Source organism: Allochromatium vinosum DSM 180, from assembly GCF_000025485.1.
Classification (GTDB): Bacteria; Pseudomonadota; Gammaproteobacteria; order Chromatiales; family Chromatiaceae; genus Thermochromatium; species Thermochromatium vinosum.
In genome coordinates, this window is record NC_013851.1 from 20,848 (window position 1) to 40,339 (window position 19,492).

Sequence of the window (19,492 nt, forward strand, 5' to 3'; positions counted from 1 at the left end):
CAGCGCTGAATCTCAGGAGTCCGTCGCCTCGCGGCCGAGACTGACCGGATCCTGATGGATGAGGATGTCCGAGTCCGGGTAACGCTCCCGTATCCGAGCCTCGACCGCGAGCGCGATCTGATGGGCCTGACGCAGGGGCAGCACGTCGTCGAGTTCGAGATGCAATTGGATGATCAGCGACTGGCCGGACTGGTGCGTGCGCAGTCCATGCGCACCGCATACCTCAGGTATGGCGCGCGCCAGCTCCAGGATCCGCCAGCGCGCTTCATCGGGCAACTCGCGATCCATCAGCATCTCGACGGCGTCGCGTCCGATCCGCGCGGCGCTCCACAGGATATAGAGGCCGATGGCCAGTCCCAGGATCGGGTCGATCCACGACCAGCCGAAACCGGCCAGCCCGAGCGCGACCAGGGTGACGGAGTTCGTTGCCAGGTCCGTGGCATAGTGCAGGGCATCGGCGCGGATCGCGGGCGATCCAGTGCGCCGGATGACATGACGCTGGAGCGCGAGCAGCGCCAGCGTGACCAGGATGGCGAAGGCGATCACGCCCAGACCGACACCGATCTCGGTCAGCGGGCGTGGATGCAGGAAGCGGTCGACGGCCTGCAAGCCGAGAAACAGCGCCGAGCCGGCGATGAACGCCGATTGCCCGAGCGCGGCCAGGGCCTGCGCCTTGCCATGCCCGAAACGATGCTCGGCGTCGGGTGGCCGCAACGACCAGCGCACGGCAAGCAGCGTCAGCAGGGAGGCCATGGCATCCATCGCCGAGTCCATCAGGGAGGCCAGGACCGTGATGGACCCGGTCATCCCCCAGGCAACGACCTTGACCAGGATCAGCAGGCCGGCGGTGCTCACCGACGCCCAGGTCGCCAGTCGCAGCAGCTGGGCGGTTTCAGCCGACGTTGTCGGTGTGCGTGACTCGATGGACATGCTCAATCCTTCCAGCGTCCCAGGCCGGGGATCTCGATCTGACGCTCGTCGAAGACCCCACGGTCGGCGCCGATGTGACAGCGGTTGCACTGACTGAAGCGGCTGACCTCGGGGTTGTCCGTGACCAGACGTGCCGGAATCCGACGATGCTTGCGGATGAAATAAGGCGTCTCGGTGATGCGCGGCAGGCCGGTGTCGGATCGCGCCGCACCGGGCACGGCGAAGGCCCGCTCGCGGACGCGCGCCGATCCGTCGGCGGCGTTGGCCATCAGATAACCCCGCAACTCGGCGACCAGCGCATCCGGCAGCGAGGCGTCATCGCCATAGTGATCGGCAAGTGACTCGGGCGCCAGGATCCGGCTCCAGGACGCCGCCGGCAGGACGCCGGGCGGATAGGCCAGATGGCAGGAACCGCACTCCTGGAGATAGGCCGGCTGAGTGGCCGGAGCGATGTTCGGAAACATCCGCAGCCAACGGCGCCAATCCCGAGTCTCGTCGTCCGTGGCCGCGAGGGCGGTGCCGGTCGCGACGAGCAGCAGACCCATCAGCGCAGACCGGGCGATGAAAGGGCGGTGAGACATGGTATCGGCTCTCCTGTTCGAGTCGGGCGCGCGTGGGGTTCATTCCCGCTCTTGCCGCTTGTAGCCGCTGATCATGGAACCGATCAGGTTCTCGTGATGCAGCAGGCTGGAGACCAGCACCCCGGCCACATGGATCAGGATCAGACCGAGCGTGAAATAGGCGAACACTTCATGGGCCTCTTCCAGGGCATCGCCCCAGAACGCCGGCAGACCGCGCATCACATCCGCCAGCGGACCGGCGAATTCCTCTGCACCATAGAGCGCCAGACCGCTGATCCCGGTCGCGGCGACACTGATCAGGAGCAGTAGGATCATGGCTCCGCCGGCCGGATTGTGCCCCAGATAACGCGGTGCGCGCAGGCTCACGACATCGCGCAGATAGGCCAGCACCGCGCCCGGACTGCGCACGAAGTCGCTGAAGCGCGCATGGCGCGTGCCGATCAGACCCCACACCAGACGCACGGCGACGAGGGCGAGCACCAGATAGCCGGCCCAGACATGGACGCCGAGCAAATCGTCCTCGACGATGAAGGCAGTGGCGAATCCGGCCACCAGTGACCAGTGGAACACGCGCACCAGTGGATCCCAGACGCGAATCCGTTCAGATGTCTTCGGTTCGGAATGATTGGGCAGGGTGGTCGTGTCAGTCGGATAGTCGTTCGGCATGGTTCGGTTCTCCGTACAGGATGAATGGTTGGTTCGTCGGTTCGGGCGTGTCGAGGCCCTGGAGCGGCAGATTAACCAAGTGCGCCTGACCGAAAGCCGGCAACCGCTGTCAGCCTTTTGTCAGGCAGTCCTCCGTAAGCTGTCGGCACAGCCTGACCCAGCCGGCGGGAACCCCGACCGGCGCCAGGCCGATCACGAACGGAGAACCGACCGATGAAACGACACCTCGCCACCGTCCTGCTCAGTGCAAGCACCCTGATCCTGCCGGCCACGCTCTGGGCAGCCGATCCAGCCGCCGGCGCGGCGGGTTGGACCAAGGAATATCCGCAGGCAGACGGATCCGCACCACGCAGTTGCGTGACCTGCCATGGCCGCGATCTGACCCAGCCGGGACGTCAGGCCAATACCGGCAAGGTCATCGAACCCATGGCGCCCTCGGTGAATCCGCAGCGCCTCACCGATCCGGCCAAGATCGAGAAATGGTTGACGCGCAACTGTCGCTGGACCCTGGGACGTGAGTGCACCGCCGATGAAAAGGCCGATTTCATCGCCTACATCAAGACCCAATGAGCCGGAGGATCGACACATGAACCCGTTTCCATTGAAATCCGTCCTGACACTCCTGCTCACCGGCACGCTGGCTATGGGGAGTGCTCACATAGCGTTCGCCGACGACGATGACGACGACTGGTTCGAGTCGCCCCAAACGCTGGCACCGCCCGTCAATGCGACCTATAACCAGGAATGCGGCTCCTGCCACATGGCCTACCCGCCGGGTCTGCTTCCGCCACAGGCCTGGGCGCAGATCATGACGCCGGACGCACTGACCGATCATTATGGTGACGATGCCGGTCTGTCCGAGGAACGGCGTACCGAGATCAGCGCTTTTCTGCAAGCCGGCGCCTCCCGGGTGACGCTGCGAATGGCTCCGAGCGGTGCCGTCTCCGGTCTGCCCCGCATCACCGACAGCATCGCTTTCAAGCATGAGCACGACGAGATCCCGGCGCGCTTGGTGACGGGCAACCCCGAGGTCGGCCGTTTCAGCCAGTGCAACGCCTGTCATCGCAAGGCCGCCGAAGGCAGTTACGACGAACGCTGGATCGATATTCCGGGTCATGGACCCTGGAAGGATTGAGTCCAGACACCAAGCACCAAACCATGACGCCAACCTCCGCGATGCGCTATGCCATTCTCATGGGACTCCTGAGCCTGTTCAGCCTTCAGGTGAATGCCGATACGCGGGATGATCACGAGCGCGCGCGCGAGGCACGTCTGCGCGGCGAGATCCGACCGATCGCCGAGATCCTGCATCATATCGGCGAACAGGTGCCCGGCGAGGTGATCGGGATCGAACTCGAACGCGAGACGCGCGCCGGCCGGCCGGTCTGGATCTACGAAATCAAGATCCTGACCCCGGACGGGCGTCGGTTGGAAGTCGAGGTCGACGCCCGCAATGGACGAATCCAGGAACTGGAGGACGACGACTGATGCGCCTGCTGTTGGTAGAAGACGACGACCAGGTCGCCGAGACGGTGACGGCCGGTCTGACGGCTGCCGGTTTCCTGGTCGAGCGCGCGCGCGACGGGCGCGAGGCCTGGTTCATGGGCGACACCGAACCCTATGCCGCCGCCATCCTGGATCTCGGTCTGCCGGGACTCGATGGGCTGTCGGTCCTGCGCCAGTGGCGCGCCGCTGGTCAGCGTCTGCCGGTGCTGATCCTGAGCGCGCGCGGCGACTGGACCGAGCGTGTCGAGGGCATCGAGGCCGGCGCCGACGACTATCTGCCCAAGCCCTTCCGGTTCGAGGAACTGCTCGCGCGCGTGCGGGCGCTGATCCGCCGCGCCGCCGGTCAGCCGGCGCCCGTGCTCGTCCACGGCTCCTTCCGACTCGACACCCGGCGTCAGACTCTGAGCCGCGACGGGCTGCCCATCCATCTCTCGCCCCAGGAATACCGTCTGGTCAGCTATCTGATGCAGCAGGCCGGGCGCGTCGTCTCGCAACAGGAGCTGACCGAGCAGCTCTATGCCCAGGATTTCGAGCGCGACTCCAACGCTGTGGAGGTGCTGGTCGGTCGCGTGCGGCGCAAACTGGGGGCCGAGCTGATCCAGACCCGGCGCGGTTTCGGCTATCTGATCGAGGCGGACGACGCCTCGCATGCCCCATGATCCACGACTTCGAATCCAGCGTCACATGAGGCGCCGATCACTCCGGGCGCGACTCTGGCTCAGCGCGCTGATCTCGATCACGCTGGCCCTGCTGATCGCCTGGCTCGGGCTGGCCAATCTCTTCGAGCGCCATGTCGAGCGTCATATTGGCGTCGAACTGGAGGTGCGGCTCAATCAGCTCGCCGCCGCCGTCGAGATCGCGCCCGACGGCTCGATCCGTCTGACCCAGGAACCCCAGTCTCCCGCGTTCGCTCAACCCCTGAGCGGTCACTATTGGCAGATCGACCGTCCCGGTCAGCCGGGTGTCCGGCGTTCGCGTTCGCTTTGGGACGAGGTGCTGATCCTGCCGGATGACGACCTGGCTCCAGGCCTGATCCATGCCCATCGTCTGCCAGGACCGGCCGGACAATCGCTCCTGGTGCGCGAGCGGCGCATCCGGGTCTCGGCGGACCCCGAGCCGGTCGAACTGCGCCTAATCCTGGCCCAGGATCGGGCCGAACTGCTCGTCGCACGCGCCAACTTCACCGCCGACATGCGTCCTTATCTGGGGCTGATCGCCTTCCTGCTCACGCTCGCCACTCTGATCCAGATCCAGACCGGACTCGCGCCCCTGGAAGCGCTACGCCGTGAGGTCGGCGCCATCCGCGTCGGTCGTGCCTCACGGCTGGTCGCGCAGGGTGCCGATGAGGTCCAGCCGCTGGTCGCTGAACTCAACGCCCTGCTTGAAGCCCGCGAACGCTCGGTCGAGCGGGCGCGTGCCTGGACCGCCGATCTCGCCCACGGACTCAAGACCCCGCTCAGCGTGCTGGCGACCGACGCCGAGCGGCTGCGCCGGGCCGGTCATCCGGATCTGGCCGAGGATTTGGACCAACTGGCCTTGACCATGCGCCGTCGCGTCGAGCGCGAGCTGATCCGCGCGCGCGTGCGTTCCGGCCATCCGCCGCATGCCGCGCGCGCCGAGGTCGTCGAGAACCTCGCACGCCTGTTGCATACACTGGAGCGCACGCCCGCCGGTGAGCGGATCGATTGGCACATAACGGCGACTGAACGCATCACTGTGGCGCTGATGGCGGACGATCTGCTCGAACTGCTCGGCAATCTGCTGGAGAACGCGGCCAAGTGGGCGCGCGAGCGGGTCGAGATCCAGGTGTCGATGTCACTGGAAGCCGCGGGACAGGTCGAGATCCGGATCGCCGACGATGGTCCCGGAGTTCCCCCGGAACATTGGCCGCGACTCGGCGAGCGCGGTCTGCGGCTCGACGAGCGTCAGGTTGGCACGGGGTTGGGATTGGCGATCGTGCGCGACGTGGTCGAAGCCTATGGCGGCATGCTCGGCTTCGATCACGCCGGGCTGGGCGGTCTGCTGGTGTGGGTCCGGCTTCCCGAGGCGCACAGCCTGGATTGAGCGAGCGCGTCCAGTCGGCGACTTGACGCGCTCGGTCTATCCTGGAAGTATCCGTCGCCTTCCTCAGCGTCCGGGGCTTAGGCTCGGCGCTCATTCCATTGGCTTGATAACACGGCGGAACCATGCACTGGCGCGCCATCATCCGGCTGTTCGGCCTGTTGTTGATGCTCTACAGCCTGAGTTTTCTACCATCGCTGGCCGTGGCGCTGGTGTATCAGGACGGACAGTGGTCGGTGTTTCTGGAATCGCTCGCGGCGACCCTGAGCGCGGGGCTGCTGCTGTGGCTGCCGAACTCCCATCGTGAGAGCGAACTCTCGGTTCGCGACGGTTTTCTGATCGTGGCCCTGTTCTGGGCGCTGCTCGGTGTATTCGGCGCACTGCCCTTCATTCTCGGGCTGCATCTGAGCCTGACTGATGCGGTCTTCGAATCGATCTCGGGCTTCACCACCACGGGCGCGACCGTCATCGCCGGACTCGACCGGTTGCCGCCGTCGATCCTCTATCACCGTCAGCAGATCCAGTGGCTCGGCGGCATGGGCGTGATCGTGCTGGCGGTGGCCGTTCTGCCGCTACTGGGCGTGGGCGGGATGCAGCTCTACCGGGCCGAGGCCTCGGGCGTGGCCAAGCACGAAAAACCCACGCCGCGTATCGGCGAGACGGCGCGCGTGCTCTGGTCGCTGTACTTCGGCCTGACGGCCGCCTGTGCGCTGGCCTTCTGGCTGGCCGGGATGACGCTGTTCGATGCGGTTGGACACGCCTTCGCGACCGTGGCCACCGGCGGCTTCTCGACCCATGACGCCAGTCTGGGACATTACGACAGTCCGCTGATCGAGGCGATCGCCATCGTCTTCATGCTGGCCGGCGCCGTGAACTTCGCCATCCATTTCGTCGCCTGGCGCGATCTGGATGTCCGGGCCTATCTGAACGATCCGGAGACCCGTGTCTTCGGGCTGACCATCCTAGGCGGCTCGCTCTTCATTGCCGCCAGTCTGTACTGGGCGCAGGCTTATGCCGATGTCGGCTCGTCGCTACGGCATGGCACCTTCCAGGTCGTCTCCATCATGACCAGTACCGGGTTCGGCACCGCGACCTTCGGCGACTGGCCGCTGCACATTCCCCTGGTGCTGGTCATCCTCTCCTTCACCGGCGGCTGTGGCGGCTCGACGGCGGGCGGACTCAAGGTGCTGCGCGTGATGCTGCTGGTCAAGCTGGGGGTTCGCCAGTTGTTCCAGTTCGCCCATCCGCGCGCGGTGCTGGAGGTCAAGATCGGCCGACGTGTCATCAAGGAGGATGTGCTGCTGTCGGTCTGGGGCTTCTATGTGCTCTATATCGCGACCTGTCTGCTGCTGACGGTGGCCATGATGGCCGCCGGGCTGGATCTGGAATCGGCGTTCGGCGCCGTCTTCACCACGGTCAATCTCTGCGGGCCGGGATTGGGCGAGGTGGCCGTCACCTTCGCTACGGTCGACCCGGTGGTCAAGTGGCTGGGGGTCTTCGGGATGCTGGCGGGGCGGCTGGAGATCTTCACGCTGCTGATCCTGTTCATGCCGGCCTTCTGGCGGCAGTGAGTTCAGGCCGGTGGCGATCAATGCTCGCCCTTGGTACGCAGCAGTCCCGCCAGCCGGTTGCCCTGCTTCTGCGGACCGCCGCGCGGAAACAGCCGGTGCAGACCCCGGTTGCCGCCGGCCTCGGCGCCCCATAGACGCCGGAAGTGCGCGATCATGTCGCGCACCGTCGCCTGGGTGCCACGCCGGGCGAAGTGTTCGCGCAGAAAGCGGATCACCTCCCAGTGCCGCTCGGTCAGGGTCAGCCCCTCGTGCCTGGCCAGGGCGCGCGCGAAGTCCTCCGACCAGTCGGCGGGATCGACCAGATAGCCCTCGCTGTCGGTCAGCACCTCGCGCCCGCCGACCGCGATCGTCTGGGTGGTCATGCCGGCATAGGCATTGCTGCCGCTCGGAAACTCGCCGGGCATGCCCAGTGAGCTGTGTTCGGATTGGGTGATCGACCAGAGCTCGATCGGAATCCGCCCATCCAAACGCCCGTGGTAGCGCTCAACGCCCGAGACCAGCACCTTGCCGCTGGTCGGCGGGAGATCGAAGCGCGCCACGCCGTCGCGATCGGTCAGAACCGGCGCGGTCTGGCTGTCTTCGGTATCGAGCCAGAGCGTGACCGGGGTCCGCTTGAGCGGCTCGTTGGTGACTTTCATGAAGACTGTGATCTCGATCATAAGGCTCCTCGGCAAGGATGACTGGAGGCGGATCCGCCGTGCCGGTCAGAGCACGGCCGTCGGCACGGCTGAGACTCCAGCGGCCAGGACTTCCGCTACCATGTTAGTCCACCATTCGCCATCGAGGAGTCCAAGACCATGCGCGAGCGCATCCATCCGCCGAACCGCCACGGCATTCGCGATGGACGACTGGCCCACATCCACGTACAGCGCGCCACAGCCGCCCGCCATGATCCAGGCGGACCGGACGGTTGGCGTTCGGTTCGGCGCCTGATCAGTGACTTGCCGGCTGATGCGGGAGTCTGAACATGGATCTCTCGGTGCTATCCGATCTTGCGCTCGACCGTCTGATGTATGGCATCAGTCTGGGCGCGGTGGCCATGATGGCCGCCGCCGGTGTGCTGGAGGCCGGACGCAAGTGCTTCGATCTGTTCGGTATGGTCGTCGTCGCGCTGGCGGCGGCGCTCGGGGGCGGGTCGCTGCGTGATGTCCTGCTCGACCGGCCGGTGTTCTGGGTCGCCGATCAGACCTATCTGATCGCCGCACTCATCGCCGCGATGCTGACCTTTTTCCTGGCACGGATCTTCGCGTTGCCGGCCCGACTGTTCCTGATCCCGGATGCCGCCGGGCTGGCGCTCTTCACCATCAGCGGCACAAAGGCCGCGCTGGCGTGGGGCGCGCCCTGGCTGGTCGCGAGTTTCATGGGGGTCATCACCGGCGTGGTGGGCGGCATCCTGCGCGATGTGCTCTGCAACGAAGAACCCCTGGTCTTTCAGGGTACGCTCTACGCGACAGCCGCCTGGGCCGGGGCACTCGTATTCCTGGGATTGATGACCGTGGAGATCGATCCAGGACAGGCTGCCGTGGCAGGCGGGGCGCTGATCTTTCTGCTGCGCGTGGCGGCGATCCGCTGGGACATCGCATTGCCGCGCTTCACGTCACGGTTGTAGGCGACGCCGGCCAGGCCGCCCCGCCTGCGTCGGTGCATCAGGGCAGGGTCCGGCAATCGCGTATAATGGAGCGCTCGCCTGCCGCTCGCACAGGGCGTCCAGCTTCTCCTCAAATCACGAACGACTCAGAATCCCATGACCTACGACTCCACGAATATCAAAGTGCTCCGGGGACTGGATGCGGTTCGCAAGCGTCCGGGCATGTACATCGGCGACACGGACGACGGCACCGGTCTGCACCACATGGTCTTCGAGGTCGTGGACAATTCGATCGACGAGGCGCTCGCCGGCTACTGTTCCACGGTCTCGGTGACGCTCCACGCCGATGGCTCGGTCTCGGTGGTCGACGACGGGCGCGGCATCCCGGTCGACATCCATGCCGAGGAGAACCGCTCGGCCGCTGAGGTCATCCTCACCGTGCTCCACGCCGGCGGCAAGTTCGACGACAACTCCTACAAGGTCTCGGGCGGTCTGCACGGCGTGGGCGTGTCCGTGGTCAACGCGCTCTCGGAGCGGCTGTATCTGCGCATCCGGCGCGGCGGTCATCTCCATGAGCAGGAATACCGTCTCGGCGAGCCGGTCTATCCGTTGCGCGTCATCGGCGACACCGAAGAGACCGGCACCGAGATCCGCTTCTATCCCTCGGGCGAGATCTTCTCCAATCTCGATTTCCACTACGACATCCTGGCCAAGCGTCTGCGCGAGCTGTCGTTCCTCAACTCGGGCGTGCGCATCGCCCTGAGCGACGAAGCCAGCGGGCGGCACGATGTGTTCGAGTACGAGGGCGGCATCCGCGCCTTCGTCGAGAATCTCAACCAGAACAAGGAGCCGATCCACCCGACGGTCGTCTATTTCAGCACCGAGCGTCAGGACATCGGCGTCGAGCTGGCGATCCAGTGGAACAACAGCTATCAGGAAACCATCTTCTGCTACACCAACACCATCCCGCAGCGTGACGGCGGCACCCATCTGGCCGGTCTGCGCGCAGCACTCACGCGCACGCTCAACGGCTACATCGAGCGCGAGGGACTGGACAAGAACCAGAAGATCCGCCCGATCGGGGATGACGCGCGCGAGGGATTGACGGCGGTGCTCTCGGTCAAGGTGCCGGACCCCAAGTTCTCGTCGCAGACCAAGGACAAGCTGGTGTCCTCCGAGGTCAAGGCGGTGGTCGAGTCGCTGGTGGTCGAGCATCTGGGCACCTTCCTGGAAGAGCAGCCCAACGAGGCCAAGGTCATCGCCGGCAAGATGCTCGAAGCGGCGCGCGCCCGCGAGGCCGCCCGCAAGGCGCGTGAGATGACACGGCGCAAGGGCGTGCTCGACATCGCCGGACTGCCGGGCAAGCTTGCCGACTGCCAGGAGAAAGACCCGGCCAAGTCCGAGCTCTATCTGGTCGAGGGCGACTCGGCCGGCGGCTCGGCCAAGCAGGGCCGTGATCGCGCTTTCCAGGCGATCCTGCCGCTCAAGGGCAAGATCCTCAACGTCGAGAAGGCGCGCTTCGACAAGATGCTGGCCTCGGCTGAGGTCGGCACCCTGATCACCGCGCTCGGCTGCGGCATCGGACGCGAGGAATACAACCCGGACAATCTGCGTTATCACCGCGTGATCATCATGAGCGTCGATGCCGAGGAGCACGTCTTCGTGCGCGATCCGGGCGGGCACGTGCGCATGACCCGTATCGGCGACTTCATCGACGCGGCCCTGCCTGAAGCGTCTGGCGACGACTATTGCAAGCGCGCCGATGCCGACTTGGGCGAAGTGCTGTGCTTCGGCATGGAGGATCGGTTGACCCGCTTCCGCCCCATCAAGGCTGTGATCCGTCATCCGCTCCACGAGCCGCTCTATGAGGTCAAGTCGGCCTATGGTCGCTCGGTGCGTGTGACGGCCAGTCACAGCGTTTTCGTCTACGAGGATCAGCAGATCCGGCTCAAGCGTGGCGATGAGCTGTGCGCGGGCGACCGGATCGTCGCGCCTCGTTCGCTATCGTTCCCGGTCACGGCCCCAGAGCGTCTCGATGTCCTGAGTGTGCTGCATGCCATTCCTGAAGCGGCGGCTCAGATCTGGGTACGCGGCGTGGCGGTCGAAGCGTGTCACAAGGCGCGCGTGCTGGCCCAGTACGCAGACGATGCCGAACTCGTCTCGCCGCGTGTCGAACTGCCGGTCGCCGTTGGCGCTGAGGTTGCCGCCTTGCGCCGGGCCAGCGGTCAGACTGTTCGTTCGATCTGCGAAAAGATCGGCATCCGCCAGCCCGTGACCATCCATGCCTGGGAGAACGGCCAATCCAGACCGAGATTGGACCGCTGGGTCGCCTATCTGGAGGCCGTCGGTGCGGATGTGGACCGGATCATGGATCAGGTCAAGGTCGTTCCGGGCCGTCTGGAGCAAACCTGGTCGACGCAGTATCGTGGTGCACCGGCCAATCAGGTTCGTCCCTATGTCAGACTGAGTGATCTCGATGGCGAGGCCGTGAGCGGCTTCGGTACGCGCACGGATCTCGAACTGACACCCAAGCATTACGCCGACCGTGGCATGGCACGTTTCATCAATGTGAACGCCGATCTGCTCTGGCTGCTCGGGTTCTATCTGGCCGAGGGTTCCTGCTCTGAGCGTGGCGGCATCCGCTTCGCCATCGGCGCGCGTAATCAGGCGATTCTGCCCGAATTGCGCCGTGTGCTGGAGCAGACTTTCGGCCTGCAAGCCCAGGTCTACACCAGTCAGGATCGCGTCACCGAATTGCGTCTGACCAACCGGGTCGCGGTGCTGGCCTGGCGCCATCTGTTCGGTTTCACCAATACCAATGCCATCGACAAGGCTATTCCGGATCTGGTGTTCAGCGTCGACGAGCCGCTGCGTCTGGCCTTTATACGCGGCTATCTTCAGGGCGACGGCACGCTTGCCGCCGGTCGGTTGGGCTTTGCGACCTCCTCGCGCGATCTGGCGAGCGGTCTGTCCTATCTGTTGTCGTCCTTCGGGGTCGTGGCGTCGCTGTCGCATTACGAACCCGATGGCGTGGTGCGCGAGATCCGTGGTCAACCCTGTGTCACACGCCATCCGCACTGGATCTTGACCGTCAGCGCGCGCGAGGATCTGGCGCGTTTGCGCGCTGTCTGGGCCGATCTGCCGGGCGCCGAGGCGCTGGAAGCGCGTTTGCAGAGTACCGCTCCCTCGGTCAACCGTCGCTTCGAAGCACTCGATGGCGACCTGATCGCGTTGCCGATCGAGTCCATCACTCCAGTAGAAGCCAGCAACGGCCAGGTCTACGATTTCTCGGTCGAGGACGACGAGAACTTCATCGCCGGCTTGGGCGGACTCTGCTGCCACAATACGGACGCGGACGTAGACGGAGCACACATCCGCACCCTGCTCCTGACCTTCTTCTACCGTCAGATGCCCGAGCTGGTCGAGCGTGGCCACATCTACATCGCTCAGCCGCCGCTCTACAAACTCAAGAAGGGCAAGCAGGAGGACTATCTGCTCGACGAGACGGCGCTCAATGGGGCCATGCTGCAATCGGCGCTCGACGGGGCCGAACTGCATGTCAATGCCGAGGCTCCCGCGCTGGCGAATACCGCTCTGGAGGCACTGGCCAAGGATTATCAGGTCACGGTCAATATCGTGCGTCGGCTGGCATCGCGTTATGACGCGACCTTCCTGGACGAATTGGTCCGCACGCCGCCGGTCGATGCCGCGCTCCTGTCCGACGGCGAGCGCCTGGCCGACTGGTGCCGGATCATGGAAGCACGGCTGAATGCCGCCGAATCCGTCTCCCTGCGCTATGTCCTGCGCCTCAGTGAACCGACTGAAGGCCAGTCACGCGGACTCGAACTGATCCGGCTCATCCACGGCATCCCCGAGACGCGAATCATCCCGCTCGATTTCTTCAACACCACCGATTACGCCCGACTGCGCGAGTTCGGTCTCAAGCTCGATGGCCTGATCCAGCCGGGTGCCTTCGTACGACGCGGTGAGAAAATCAAGGAGATCGGTGATCTCGGCGAGGCCATCCGCTGGCTGCTGGCCGAGGCGCAACGTGGATACAGTATCCAGCGGTACAAGGGCTTGGGTGAGATGAACCCGGAGCAGCTCTGGGAGACCACCATGAATCCGGAGATGCGTCGTCTGCTGAAGGTGACTATCGAGGACGCGGTCGCCGCCGACCAGATCTTCACCACCCTCATGGGCGATCAGGTCGAGCCGCGCCGCGAGTTCATCGAGCGCAATGCACTGAACGTCGGCAACCTCGATATCTGAGCAATACCAGACGATTACAACGAAAAAGGCGGCCAAATGGCCGCCTTTTTCGTTTTGCAGGATCAGTCAGCCTATCGGGGCAGATCCGAGCGTCCCATCAGCCACTCATCGACGGCGCGCGCGCACTGACGGCCTTCGCGAATGGCCCAGACCACCAGCGACTGCCCGCGGCGCATGTCGCCGGCGCAGAACACACCATCGACCGTGGTCTTGTAGGCGTCCGATCCTTCGGTCGTACCCTGGACGTTCCCGCGCCCATCGAGCTTCAGCCCAGCCTCGTGCTCCAGCTGCTCCAGCATCCCCTCGCGCACCGGATGCACGAAGCCCATGGCCAGCAGCACCAGATCGGCCTTCAGTTCGCCCTCGCTGCCCGGCACCTCTTCCATCCGCCAGCGGCCCTCGGCGTCCTTCTCCCAGCGCACCAGACAGTACTTGACCGCCTTGACCCGCCCCTGATCGTCGCCGACGAAGCCCTTGGTCGCGAAGTTCCACATCCGGGTGCAGCCTTCCTCCTGCGAGCTGGAGGTGCGCATCCGGTTGGGCCAGTTGGGCCAGGTCAGCGCTTTGTTCTCCTTCTCCGGCGGACGGTCGAGGATCTCGACCTGAGTCACCGAGGCCGCGCCATGCCGGTTCGACGTTCCGATACAGTCCGATCCGGTATCGCCGCCGCCGATGACCAGCACATGCTTGCCCTGGGCATTGATGAACTCTTCGTCCGGCACATAGGAACCCTGCACCCGCTGGCTGTTGCGTCGCAGGAAATCCATCGCGAAATGGATACCCTGGAGCTCACGCCCCGGCACCGGCAGATCGCGCGGCTGCTCCGCGCCGCCGGCCAGTACCAGCGCGTCATACTCGGCGCGCAGCGCGCTGACCGGGATATCGACGCCGACATGAGCGTTGGTATGGAATTCCACGCCTTCGGTGCGCATCTGCGCCATGCGCCGGTCGATCAGCTTCTTGTTGAGCTTGAAGTCCGGGATGCCATAGCGCAGCAAGCCGCCGATGCGGTCGGCCTTCTCGTAGATGGCCACCTGATGTCCGGCGCGTGCCAACTGCTGGGCGCAGGCCAGCCCGGCCGGACCCGAACCGACGACCGCCACCCGCTTGCCGGTGCGACGCTCCGGCACCTGCGGCTTGATCCAGCCTTCATCCCAGGCGCGATCGACGATGGCGCACTCGATGGTCTTGATCGTGACCGGGCTGTCGTCGATGTTGAGCGTGCAGGACGCCTCGCAGGGCGCCGGACAGATACGTCCGGTGAACTCCGGGAAATTGTTGGTCGAGTGCAGCACCTCGATCGCGGCCTGCCAGTCGCCCCGATACACCAGATCGTTCCAGTCCGGAATGATGTTGTTGACCGGACAGCCCTGATGGCAGAAGGGAATGCCGCAATCCATGCAGCGCGCTCCCTGCTGGCTGAGCTCCGGCTCGCTCAGAGGAATGACGAACTCGTCGTAGTGGACCACCCGATCCCCAGCCGGTGCATAGCGCCGGTCGCGACGGGCGTATTCCATGAAACCGGTCGGCTTACCCATGTTCAACGATCCCCTTCAAAGGCTTGTTCGTACGCGGTGGACGGCTCTGATTGGCCTGCATCTCCTGGAGTGCACGCCGATAATCGACCGGCATCACTTTTACGAACTTTGGCAGATAGCTCGCCCAGTCGTCCAGGATGCGACGCGCCACCGCCGAATCGGTGTACTCCAGATGGCGCTCGATCAACAGCTTGAGTCGCCGCGCATCATGACGGGTCATGTCGTGCGTGATGTCGACCCGCCCATGCGTCTCCAGGTCTCCGCCCTGATGGTCGAACGCCTCCAGCGCCGCATCTTCCTCGGCGATCGGCTCCAGCTCCACCATCGCCAGATTGCAGCGATCGGCGAAGTCTCCGGCCTCGTCGAGCACATAGGCCACGCCGCCCGACATGCCGGCCGCGAAGTTGCGCCCGGTCGGACCCAGCACCACGGTGATGCCGCCGGTCATGTACTCACAGCCGTGATCGCCCACGCCTTCGACCACCGCCGTCGCACCCGAGTTGCGCACGCAGAAGCGCTCGCCCGCCACGCCGCGGAAGAAGCACTCGCCCGTGATCGCCCCATAGAGCACGGTATTGCCGACGATGATGTTGTCCTCGGCGCGTCCGATCGCGGACTCGGCCGGCGGATAGATGATGATCCGACCGCCCGACAGGCCCTTGCCGACATAGTCGTTGCCTTCGCCTTCCAGCTCCAGGGTCACGCCCCGCGCCAGCCAGGCGCCGAGCGACTGACCCGCCGTGCCCTTGGCCTTGATGTGGATGGTGTCGTCCGGCAGGCCGGCATGACCATAGCGCTCCGCCACCCGGCCCGAGAGCAGGGCGCCGAAGGTGCGGTTGAAGTTGCGGATCGGGGTTTCGATGCGCACCGGCTCACCACGTTCCAGTGCCGGCGCCGCCTGACGGATCAGCGTGTGATCGAGTGCCTTGTCGAGACCATGATCCTGGAGTTCGGCGTGACGGATCGCCACCTCTGCCGGCACCTGCGGACGGGCCAGCAAGCGGCTGTAATCCAGCCCATGCGCCTTCCAGTGCTCGATGGCGCGACGCATCTCCAGCCGATCCGACTGCCCGATCATCTCCTCGATCGTCCGGAAACCGAGCTTGGCCATCAATTGGCGCACTTCCTCGGCGACGAAGAAGAAATAGTTGATGACATGCTCGGGCTTGCCGGTGAACTTCTTGCGCAGTTCCGGATCCTGAGTCGCCACGCCGACCGGACAGGTGTTGAGATGACACTTGCGCATCATCAGACAGCCCTCGACGATCAGCGGCGCGGTGGCGAAGCCGAACTCATCGGCCCCCAGCAGCGCCCCGATCACCACGTCGCGTCCGGTGCGCAAGCCCCCATCGACCTGAACCGTAATCCGCCCGCGCAAGCGGTTGAGCACCAGCGTCTGCTGCGTCTCGGCCAACCCGATCTCCCACGGCGAGCCGGCATGCTTGATCGAGGTCAGGGGGCTCGCGCCCGTACCGCCGTCATAGCCCGAGATGGTCACATGATCGGCATGGGCCTTGGACACGCCCGCCGCGACCGTGCCGACGCCGACTTCGGACACCAGCTTGACCGAGATGCGCGCCTTGGGATTGACGTTCTTCAGATCATGGATGAGCTGGGCCAGATCCTCGATCGAATAGATGTCGTGATGCGGCGGCGGCGAGATCAGCCCCACGCCCGGCGTCGAATGGCGCACGCGCGCGATCTGCGCATTGACCTTGTGACCCGGCAACTGACCACCCTCGCCGGGCTTGGCGCCCTGGGCGATCTTGATCTGGATGTCGTCGGCATTGACCAGGTACTCGGTGGTGACGCCGAAGCGACCCGAGGCCACCTGCTTGATCGCCGAACGCTCCGGGTTCCGCGATCCGTCCGGCAGCGGATTGAAGCGCTCAGGCTCTTCGCCGCCCTCGCCGGTGTTCGACTTGCCGCCGATGGCGTTCATCGCCTTGGCCAGGGTCGAATGCGCCTCATAGCTGATCGAGCCGAACGACATCGCCCCGGTGGCGAAGCGCTTGACGATCTCGCTCGCCGGCTCGACCTCTTCGAGCGGAATCGGCGTCTCGGCGAACTTGAACTCCATCAGCCCGCGCAGGGTCAGCAGATGCTCGTTCTGCTCGTCGACCAGACGCGAGAACTCGGCGAAGGTCTTGGCATCGTTGGCGCGCGTGGCGTGCTGGAGCTTGGAGATGGTCTCCGGCGTCCAGATGTGATCCTCGCCGCGCACCCGATAGGCATAGTCGCCGCCGACGTCCAGATGCCGACTGTAGATCTGCTCGTTGCCATAGGCCTGACTGTGCCAGCGCACCGCTTCGGCCGCCACTTCGGGCAGACCCACGCCCTCGATCCGGCTGTGGGTACCGGTGAAATAGCGCTCCAGGAACGCATTGCTCAGACCCACCGCATCGAAGATCTGCGCTCCGCAATAGGACTGGAAGGTCGAGATGCCCATCTTGGACATGACCTTGAGCAGACCCTTGCCGACCGCCTTGATATAGCGGTACTGCGCCTCCTCGAACGTCAGCTTCTCGGCCAGCGACGGCAGCAGCGACTGAATGGTATCGAAGGCCAGATAGGGATTGATCGCCTCGGCGCCATAGCCGGCGAGCGTGGCGAAGTGATGCACTTCGAGCGCCGCGCCCGTCTCGACCACCAGACCGGAGCTGGTCCGCAGCCCGCGCCGGATCAGATGATGATGCACGGCCGAGGTCGCCAGCAGCGCCGGGATGGCGATGTTGTCGCGGTTGGTGTTGCGGTCCGACAGGATCAGGATGTTGTAGCCGGCCAGCACCGCCGCCTCGGCCTCCAGACACAGCCGCTCCAGCGCCCTTTCCATGCCCGCCGCGCCCTCGCCGGCGGCATAGACCATGTGCAGGTTCTTGGTCCGGAACGCGCCGCCCGAGTTGTCCTCGATATGGCGCACCCGCTCCAGATCCTGATTAGTCAGGATCGGCTGACTGACCTCCAGCCGCCAGTGCTTGCCGGCCTCATTGATGCCGAGCAGATTCGGGCGCGGCCCGATCAGCGACACCAGCGACATCACCAGTTCCTCGCGGATCGGATCGATCGGCGGATTGGTGACCTGGGCGAAGTTCTGCTTGAAATAGGTCGAGAGATGCTTGGCACGGCTGGAGAGCACCGAGGGCGGATTGTCCGCGCCCATCGAGCCGACGGCCTCCTGGCCGGTGAGCATCATCGGCGTGAGCAGGAACTTGATGTCTTCCTGCGTGTAGCCGAACGCCTGCTGGGCATCGAGCAGGGTGTCGGCATCCGGTGCCATGGGCGCGACATTGGTCGGCAGCTCATCGAGATGGATCTGAGTCTTGGCCAGCCACTCGCGATAGGGCTTGGCGGCGGCCAGATCGGCCTTCAGCTCGGCGTCATCGATGATGCGGCCCTGCTCCAGATCGATCAGGAACATCTTGCCCGGCTGCAGGCGCCACTTCTTGACGATGCGCTCCTCGGCGATGTCGAGCACACCCATCTCCGAGGCCATGATCACCATGTCGTCGTTGGTGACCAGATAGCGCGCCGGACGCAACCCATTGCGGTCGAGCGTGGCGCCGATCTGACGCCCGTCGGTGAAGGCCACCGCTGCCGGTCCGTCCCAAGGCTCCATCAGCGCCGCGTGGTATTCGTAGAAGGCGCGCCGCTGGGCGTCCATCTGCTTGTTGCCCGCCCAGGCTTCCGGGATCAGGATCATCATGGCGTGGGCCAGCGAATAGCCGCCCATCACCAGGAGTTCCAGCGCGTTGTCGAAGCAGGCCGAATCCGACTGCCCCTCAGGGATCAGGGGCCAGATCGAGTCCAGATCCTCGCCCAGGATCTCCGAGCGCATCGTATGCCGGCGCGCGGCCATCCAGTTGACGTTACCGCGCAGGGTATTGATCTCGCCGTTGTGGCAGATCATGCGGAACGGCTGGGCCAGATCCCAGGTCGGGAAGGTGTTGGTCGAGAAGCGCTGATGCACCAGTGCCAGCGCCGAGACGAAACGCTCGTCGCTCAGATCCAGGTAATACTTGCCGACCTGATCGGCCAGCAGCATTCCCTTGTAATTGAGCGTGCGCGAGGACATCGAGACCACGTAATAGGCGGTCTTGTCGAAGCCGGCGGCGCGGATCTCGTTGTCCATGCGCTTGCGGATGACGAACAGACGGCGCTCGAAGCTGTCCTGATCCGGACAGTTCTCGCCGCGTGCCACGAACACCTGACGCACCATCGGCTCGGAGGGCAGCACGCTCGGCCCCAGGTCGCTGTTGTCGACCGGCACGTCGCGCCAGCCGAGCACCCGCTGACCGCCCTCGGTCAGATGCCGCTCGACGGTTTCGATCATGCGTGCGCGCGCCTCGGCGTCACGCGGCAGGAACACCAGGCCCACGCCATAGTCACCGACCGCCGGCAGCTCGAAGTCGAGCACGGCGCGGAAGAAGGCGTCCGGGATCTGCACCAGAATACCCGCGCCGTCGCCGGCCTTGGGGTCGGCGCCCACCGCGCCGCGATGGTGAAGACGCTCCAGGATCTCCAAGCCCTGCCGGACGATCGCGTGGCTCTTGTGATTCTTGATATGACAGACGAAGCCGACGCCGCAGGCGTCGCGCTCCAGGGTTGGGTCATAGAGACCCTGTGCGGGTGGTAGGGCACGAAGGCTCATCGCTGACCTCGTTTGATACCTGGGATGAAAGGATGCCGATCTGGAAGCGGTTCGAACGCAGGGTCTGTCTTGGCCGCTGGGGTTTCGGGGGTGACCGAAGCCGCTCGATCCAGGGTGATCAGACTTCAGCG

General features: G+C 65.1%; 14 protein-coding genes and 3 pseudogenes. 11 read left to right on the top strand and 6 right to left on the bottom strand.

The features are described 5' to 3' along the window. Positions 1 to 12: 12 nt before the first annotated feature. From ALVIN_RS00100 to ALVIN_RS00110, 3 genes are read right to left on the bottom strand one after another with little or no spacing between them, the layout of a single operon-like run. Positions 13 to 930 (bottom strand): cation diffusion facilitator family transporter, encoded by a 918-nt coding sequence (locus ALVIN_RS00100; RefSeq protein WP_012969267.1) that lies wholly within the window; start codon positions 928 to 930, stop codon positions 13 to 15. A gap of 2 nt (positions 931 to 932) precedes the next feature. After that, positions 933 to 1,511: a diheme cytochrome c gene (locus tag ALVIN_RS00105; RefSeq protein ID WP_012969268.1), complete on the bottom strand. Its 579-nt coding sequence runs from the start codon at positions 1,509 to 1,511 to the stop codon at positions 933 to 935. Positions 1,512 to 1,550: 39 nt separating this feature from the next. Next, positions 1,551 to 2,177 carry a cytochrome b/b6 domain-containing protein gene (locus ALVIN_RS00110; protein WP_012969269.1) on the bottom strand — a complete coding sequence of 209 codons (627 nt, stop codon included), beginning with the start codon at positions 2,175 to 2,177 and terminating at the stop codon, positions 1,551 to 1,553. A 213-nt stretch (positions 2,178 to 2,390) separates the two neighbouring features. On the opposite strand from ALVIN_RS00110, the gene ALVIN_RS00115 reads away from it, so the two are divergent. From ALVIN_RS00115 to ALVIN_RS00140, 6 genes are all read left to right on the top strand, one after another. Further along, positions 2,391 to 2,747, top strand: a complete 357-nt coding sequence (locus ALVIN_RS00115; RefSeq protein WP_012969270.1) for a DUF1924 domain-containing protein — start codon at positions 2,391 to 2,393, stop codon at positions 2,745 to 2,747. A gap of 16 nt (positions 2,748 to 2,763) precedes the next feature. Then, positions 2,764 to 3,312, top strand: a complete 549-nt coding sequence (locus ALVIN_RS00120; protein WP_012969271.1) for a cytochrome c — start codon at positions 2,764 to 2,766, stop codon at positions 3,310 to 3,312. Positions 3,313 to 3,335: 23 nt separating this feature from the next. Continuing rightward, positions 3,336 to 3,665, top strand: a complete 330-nt coding sequence (locus ALVIN_RS00125; RefSeq protein ID WP_148217420.1) for a PepSY domain-containing protein — start codon at positions 3,336 to 3,338, stop codon at positions 3,663 to 3,665. Continuing rightward, positions 3,665 to 4,342: a response regulator transcription factor gene (locus ALVIN_RS00130; protein WP_012969273.1), complete on the top strand. Its 678-nt coding sequence runs from the start codon at positions 3,665 to 3,667 to the stop codon at positions 4,340 to 4,342. Before ALVIN_RS00125 ends, ALVIN_RS00130 begins: the two co-directional genes overlap by 1 nt. Positions 4,343 to 4,367: 25 nt before the next feature. After that, entirely contained in the window at positions 4,368 to 5,747 is a 1,380-nt protein-coding gene (locus ALVIN_RS00135; RefSeq protein WP_012969274.1) for a sensor histidine kinase, read from the top strand. A 122-nt stretch (positions 5,748 to 5,869) separates the two neighbouring features. Then, positions 5,870 to 7,315, top strand: a complete 1,446-nt coding sequence (locus tag ALVIN_RS00140) for a potassium transporter TrkG (RefSeq protein WP_012969275.1) — start codon at positions 5,870 to 5,872, stop codon at positions 7,313 to 7,315. A gap of 17 nt (positions 7,316 to 7,332) precedes the next feature. Here the strand turns inward: ALVIN_RS00140 and ALVIN_RS00145 are convergent, their stop codons facing one another. Continuing rightward, complete coding sequence (locus tag ALVIN_RS00145) at positions 7,333 to 7,953, bottom strand: TusE/DsrC/DsvC family sulfur relay protein (protein WP_223295234.1); 621 nt, start codon at positions 7,951 to 7,953, stop codon at positions 7,333 to 7,335. Between the two features lie 159 nt (positions 7,954 to 8,112). Here ALVIN_RS00145 and ALVIN_RS17735 point away from each other — a divergent pair, with 159 nt between their 5' ends. From ALVIN_RS17735 to ALVIN_RS18365, 5 genes and pseudogenes are all read left to right on the top strand, one after another. Beyond that, complete coding sequence (locus ALVIN_RS17735; protein ID WP_012969277.1) at positions 8,113 to 8,280, top strand: hypothetical protein; 168 nt, start codon at positions 8,113 to 8,115, stop codon at positions 8,278 to 8,280. 2 nt (positions 8,281 to 8,282) lie between these two features. Further along, positions 8,283 to 8,924, top strand: a complete 642-nt coding sequence (locus tag ALVIN_RS00150; RefSeq protein WP_012969278.1) for a trimeric intracellular cation channel family protein — start codon at positions 8,283 to 8,285, stop codon at positions 8,922 to 8,924. 135 nt (positions 8,925 to 9,059) lie between these two features. Further along, positions 9,060 to 10,634: pseudogene (locus tag ALVIN_RS18355) on the top strand (DNA gyrase subunit B); the annotation flags it as partial. Positions 10,635 to 10,784: 150 nt separating this feature from the next. Next, a pseudogene (locus ALVIN_RS18360) lies at positions 10,785 to 12,221 on the top strand (LAGLIDADG family homing endonuclease); the annotation flags it as partial. Between the two features lie 27 nt (positions 12,222 to 12,248). Further along, positions 12,249 to 13,175: pseudogene (locus ALVIN_RS18365) on the top strand (DNA gyrase subunit B); the annotation flags it as partial. A 71-nt stretch (positions 13,176 to 13,246) separates the two neighbouring features. Here the strand turns inward: ALVIN_RS18365 and ALVIN_RS00160 are convergent. Beyond that, entirely contained in the window at positions 13,247 to 14,713 is a 1,467-nt protein-coding gene (locus ALVIN_RS00160; protein WP_012969280.1) for a glutamate synthase subunit beta, read from the bottom strand. Next, a complete protein-coding gene (gltB, locus tag ALVIN_RS00165) occupies positions 14,706 to 19,361 on the bottom strand; it encodes a glutamate synthase large subunit (RefSeq protein WP_012969281.1) in 4,656 nt (1,551 codons plus the stop codon). The genes ALVIN_RS00160 and gltB overlap by 8 nt, the downstream gene beginning before the upstream one ends. Positions 19,362 to 19,492 lie beyond the last annotated feature (131 nt).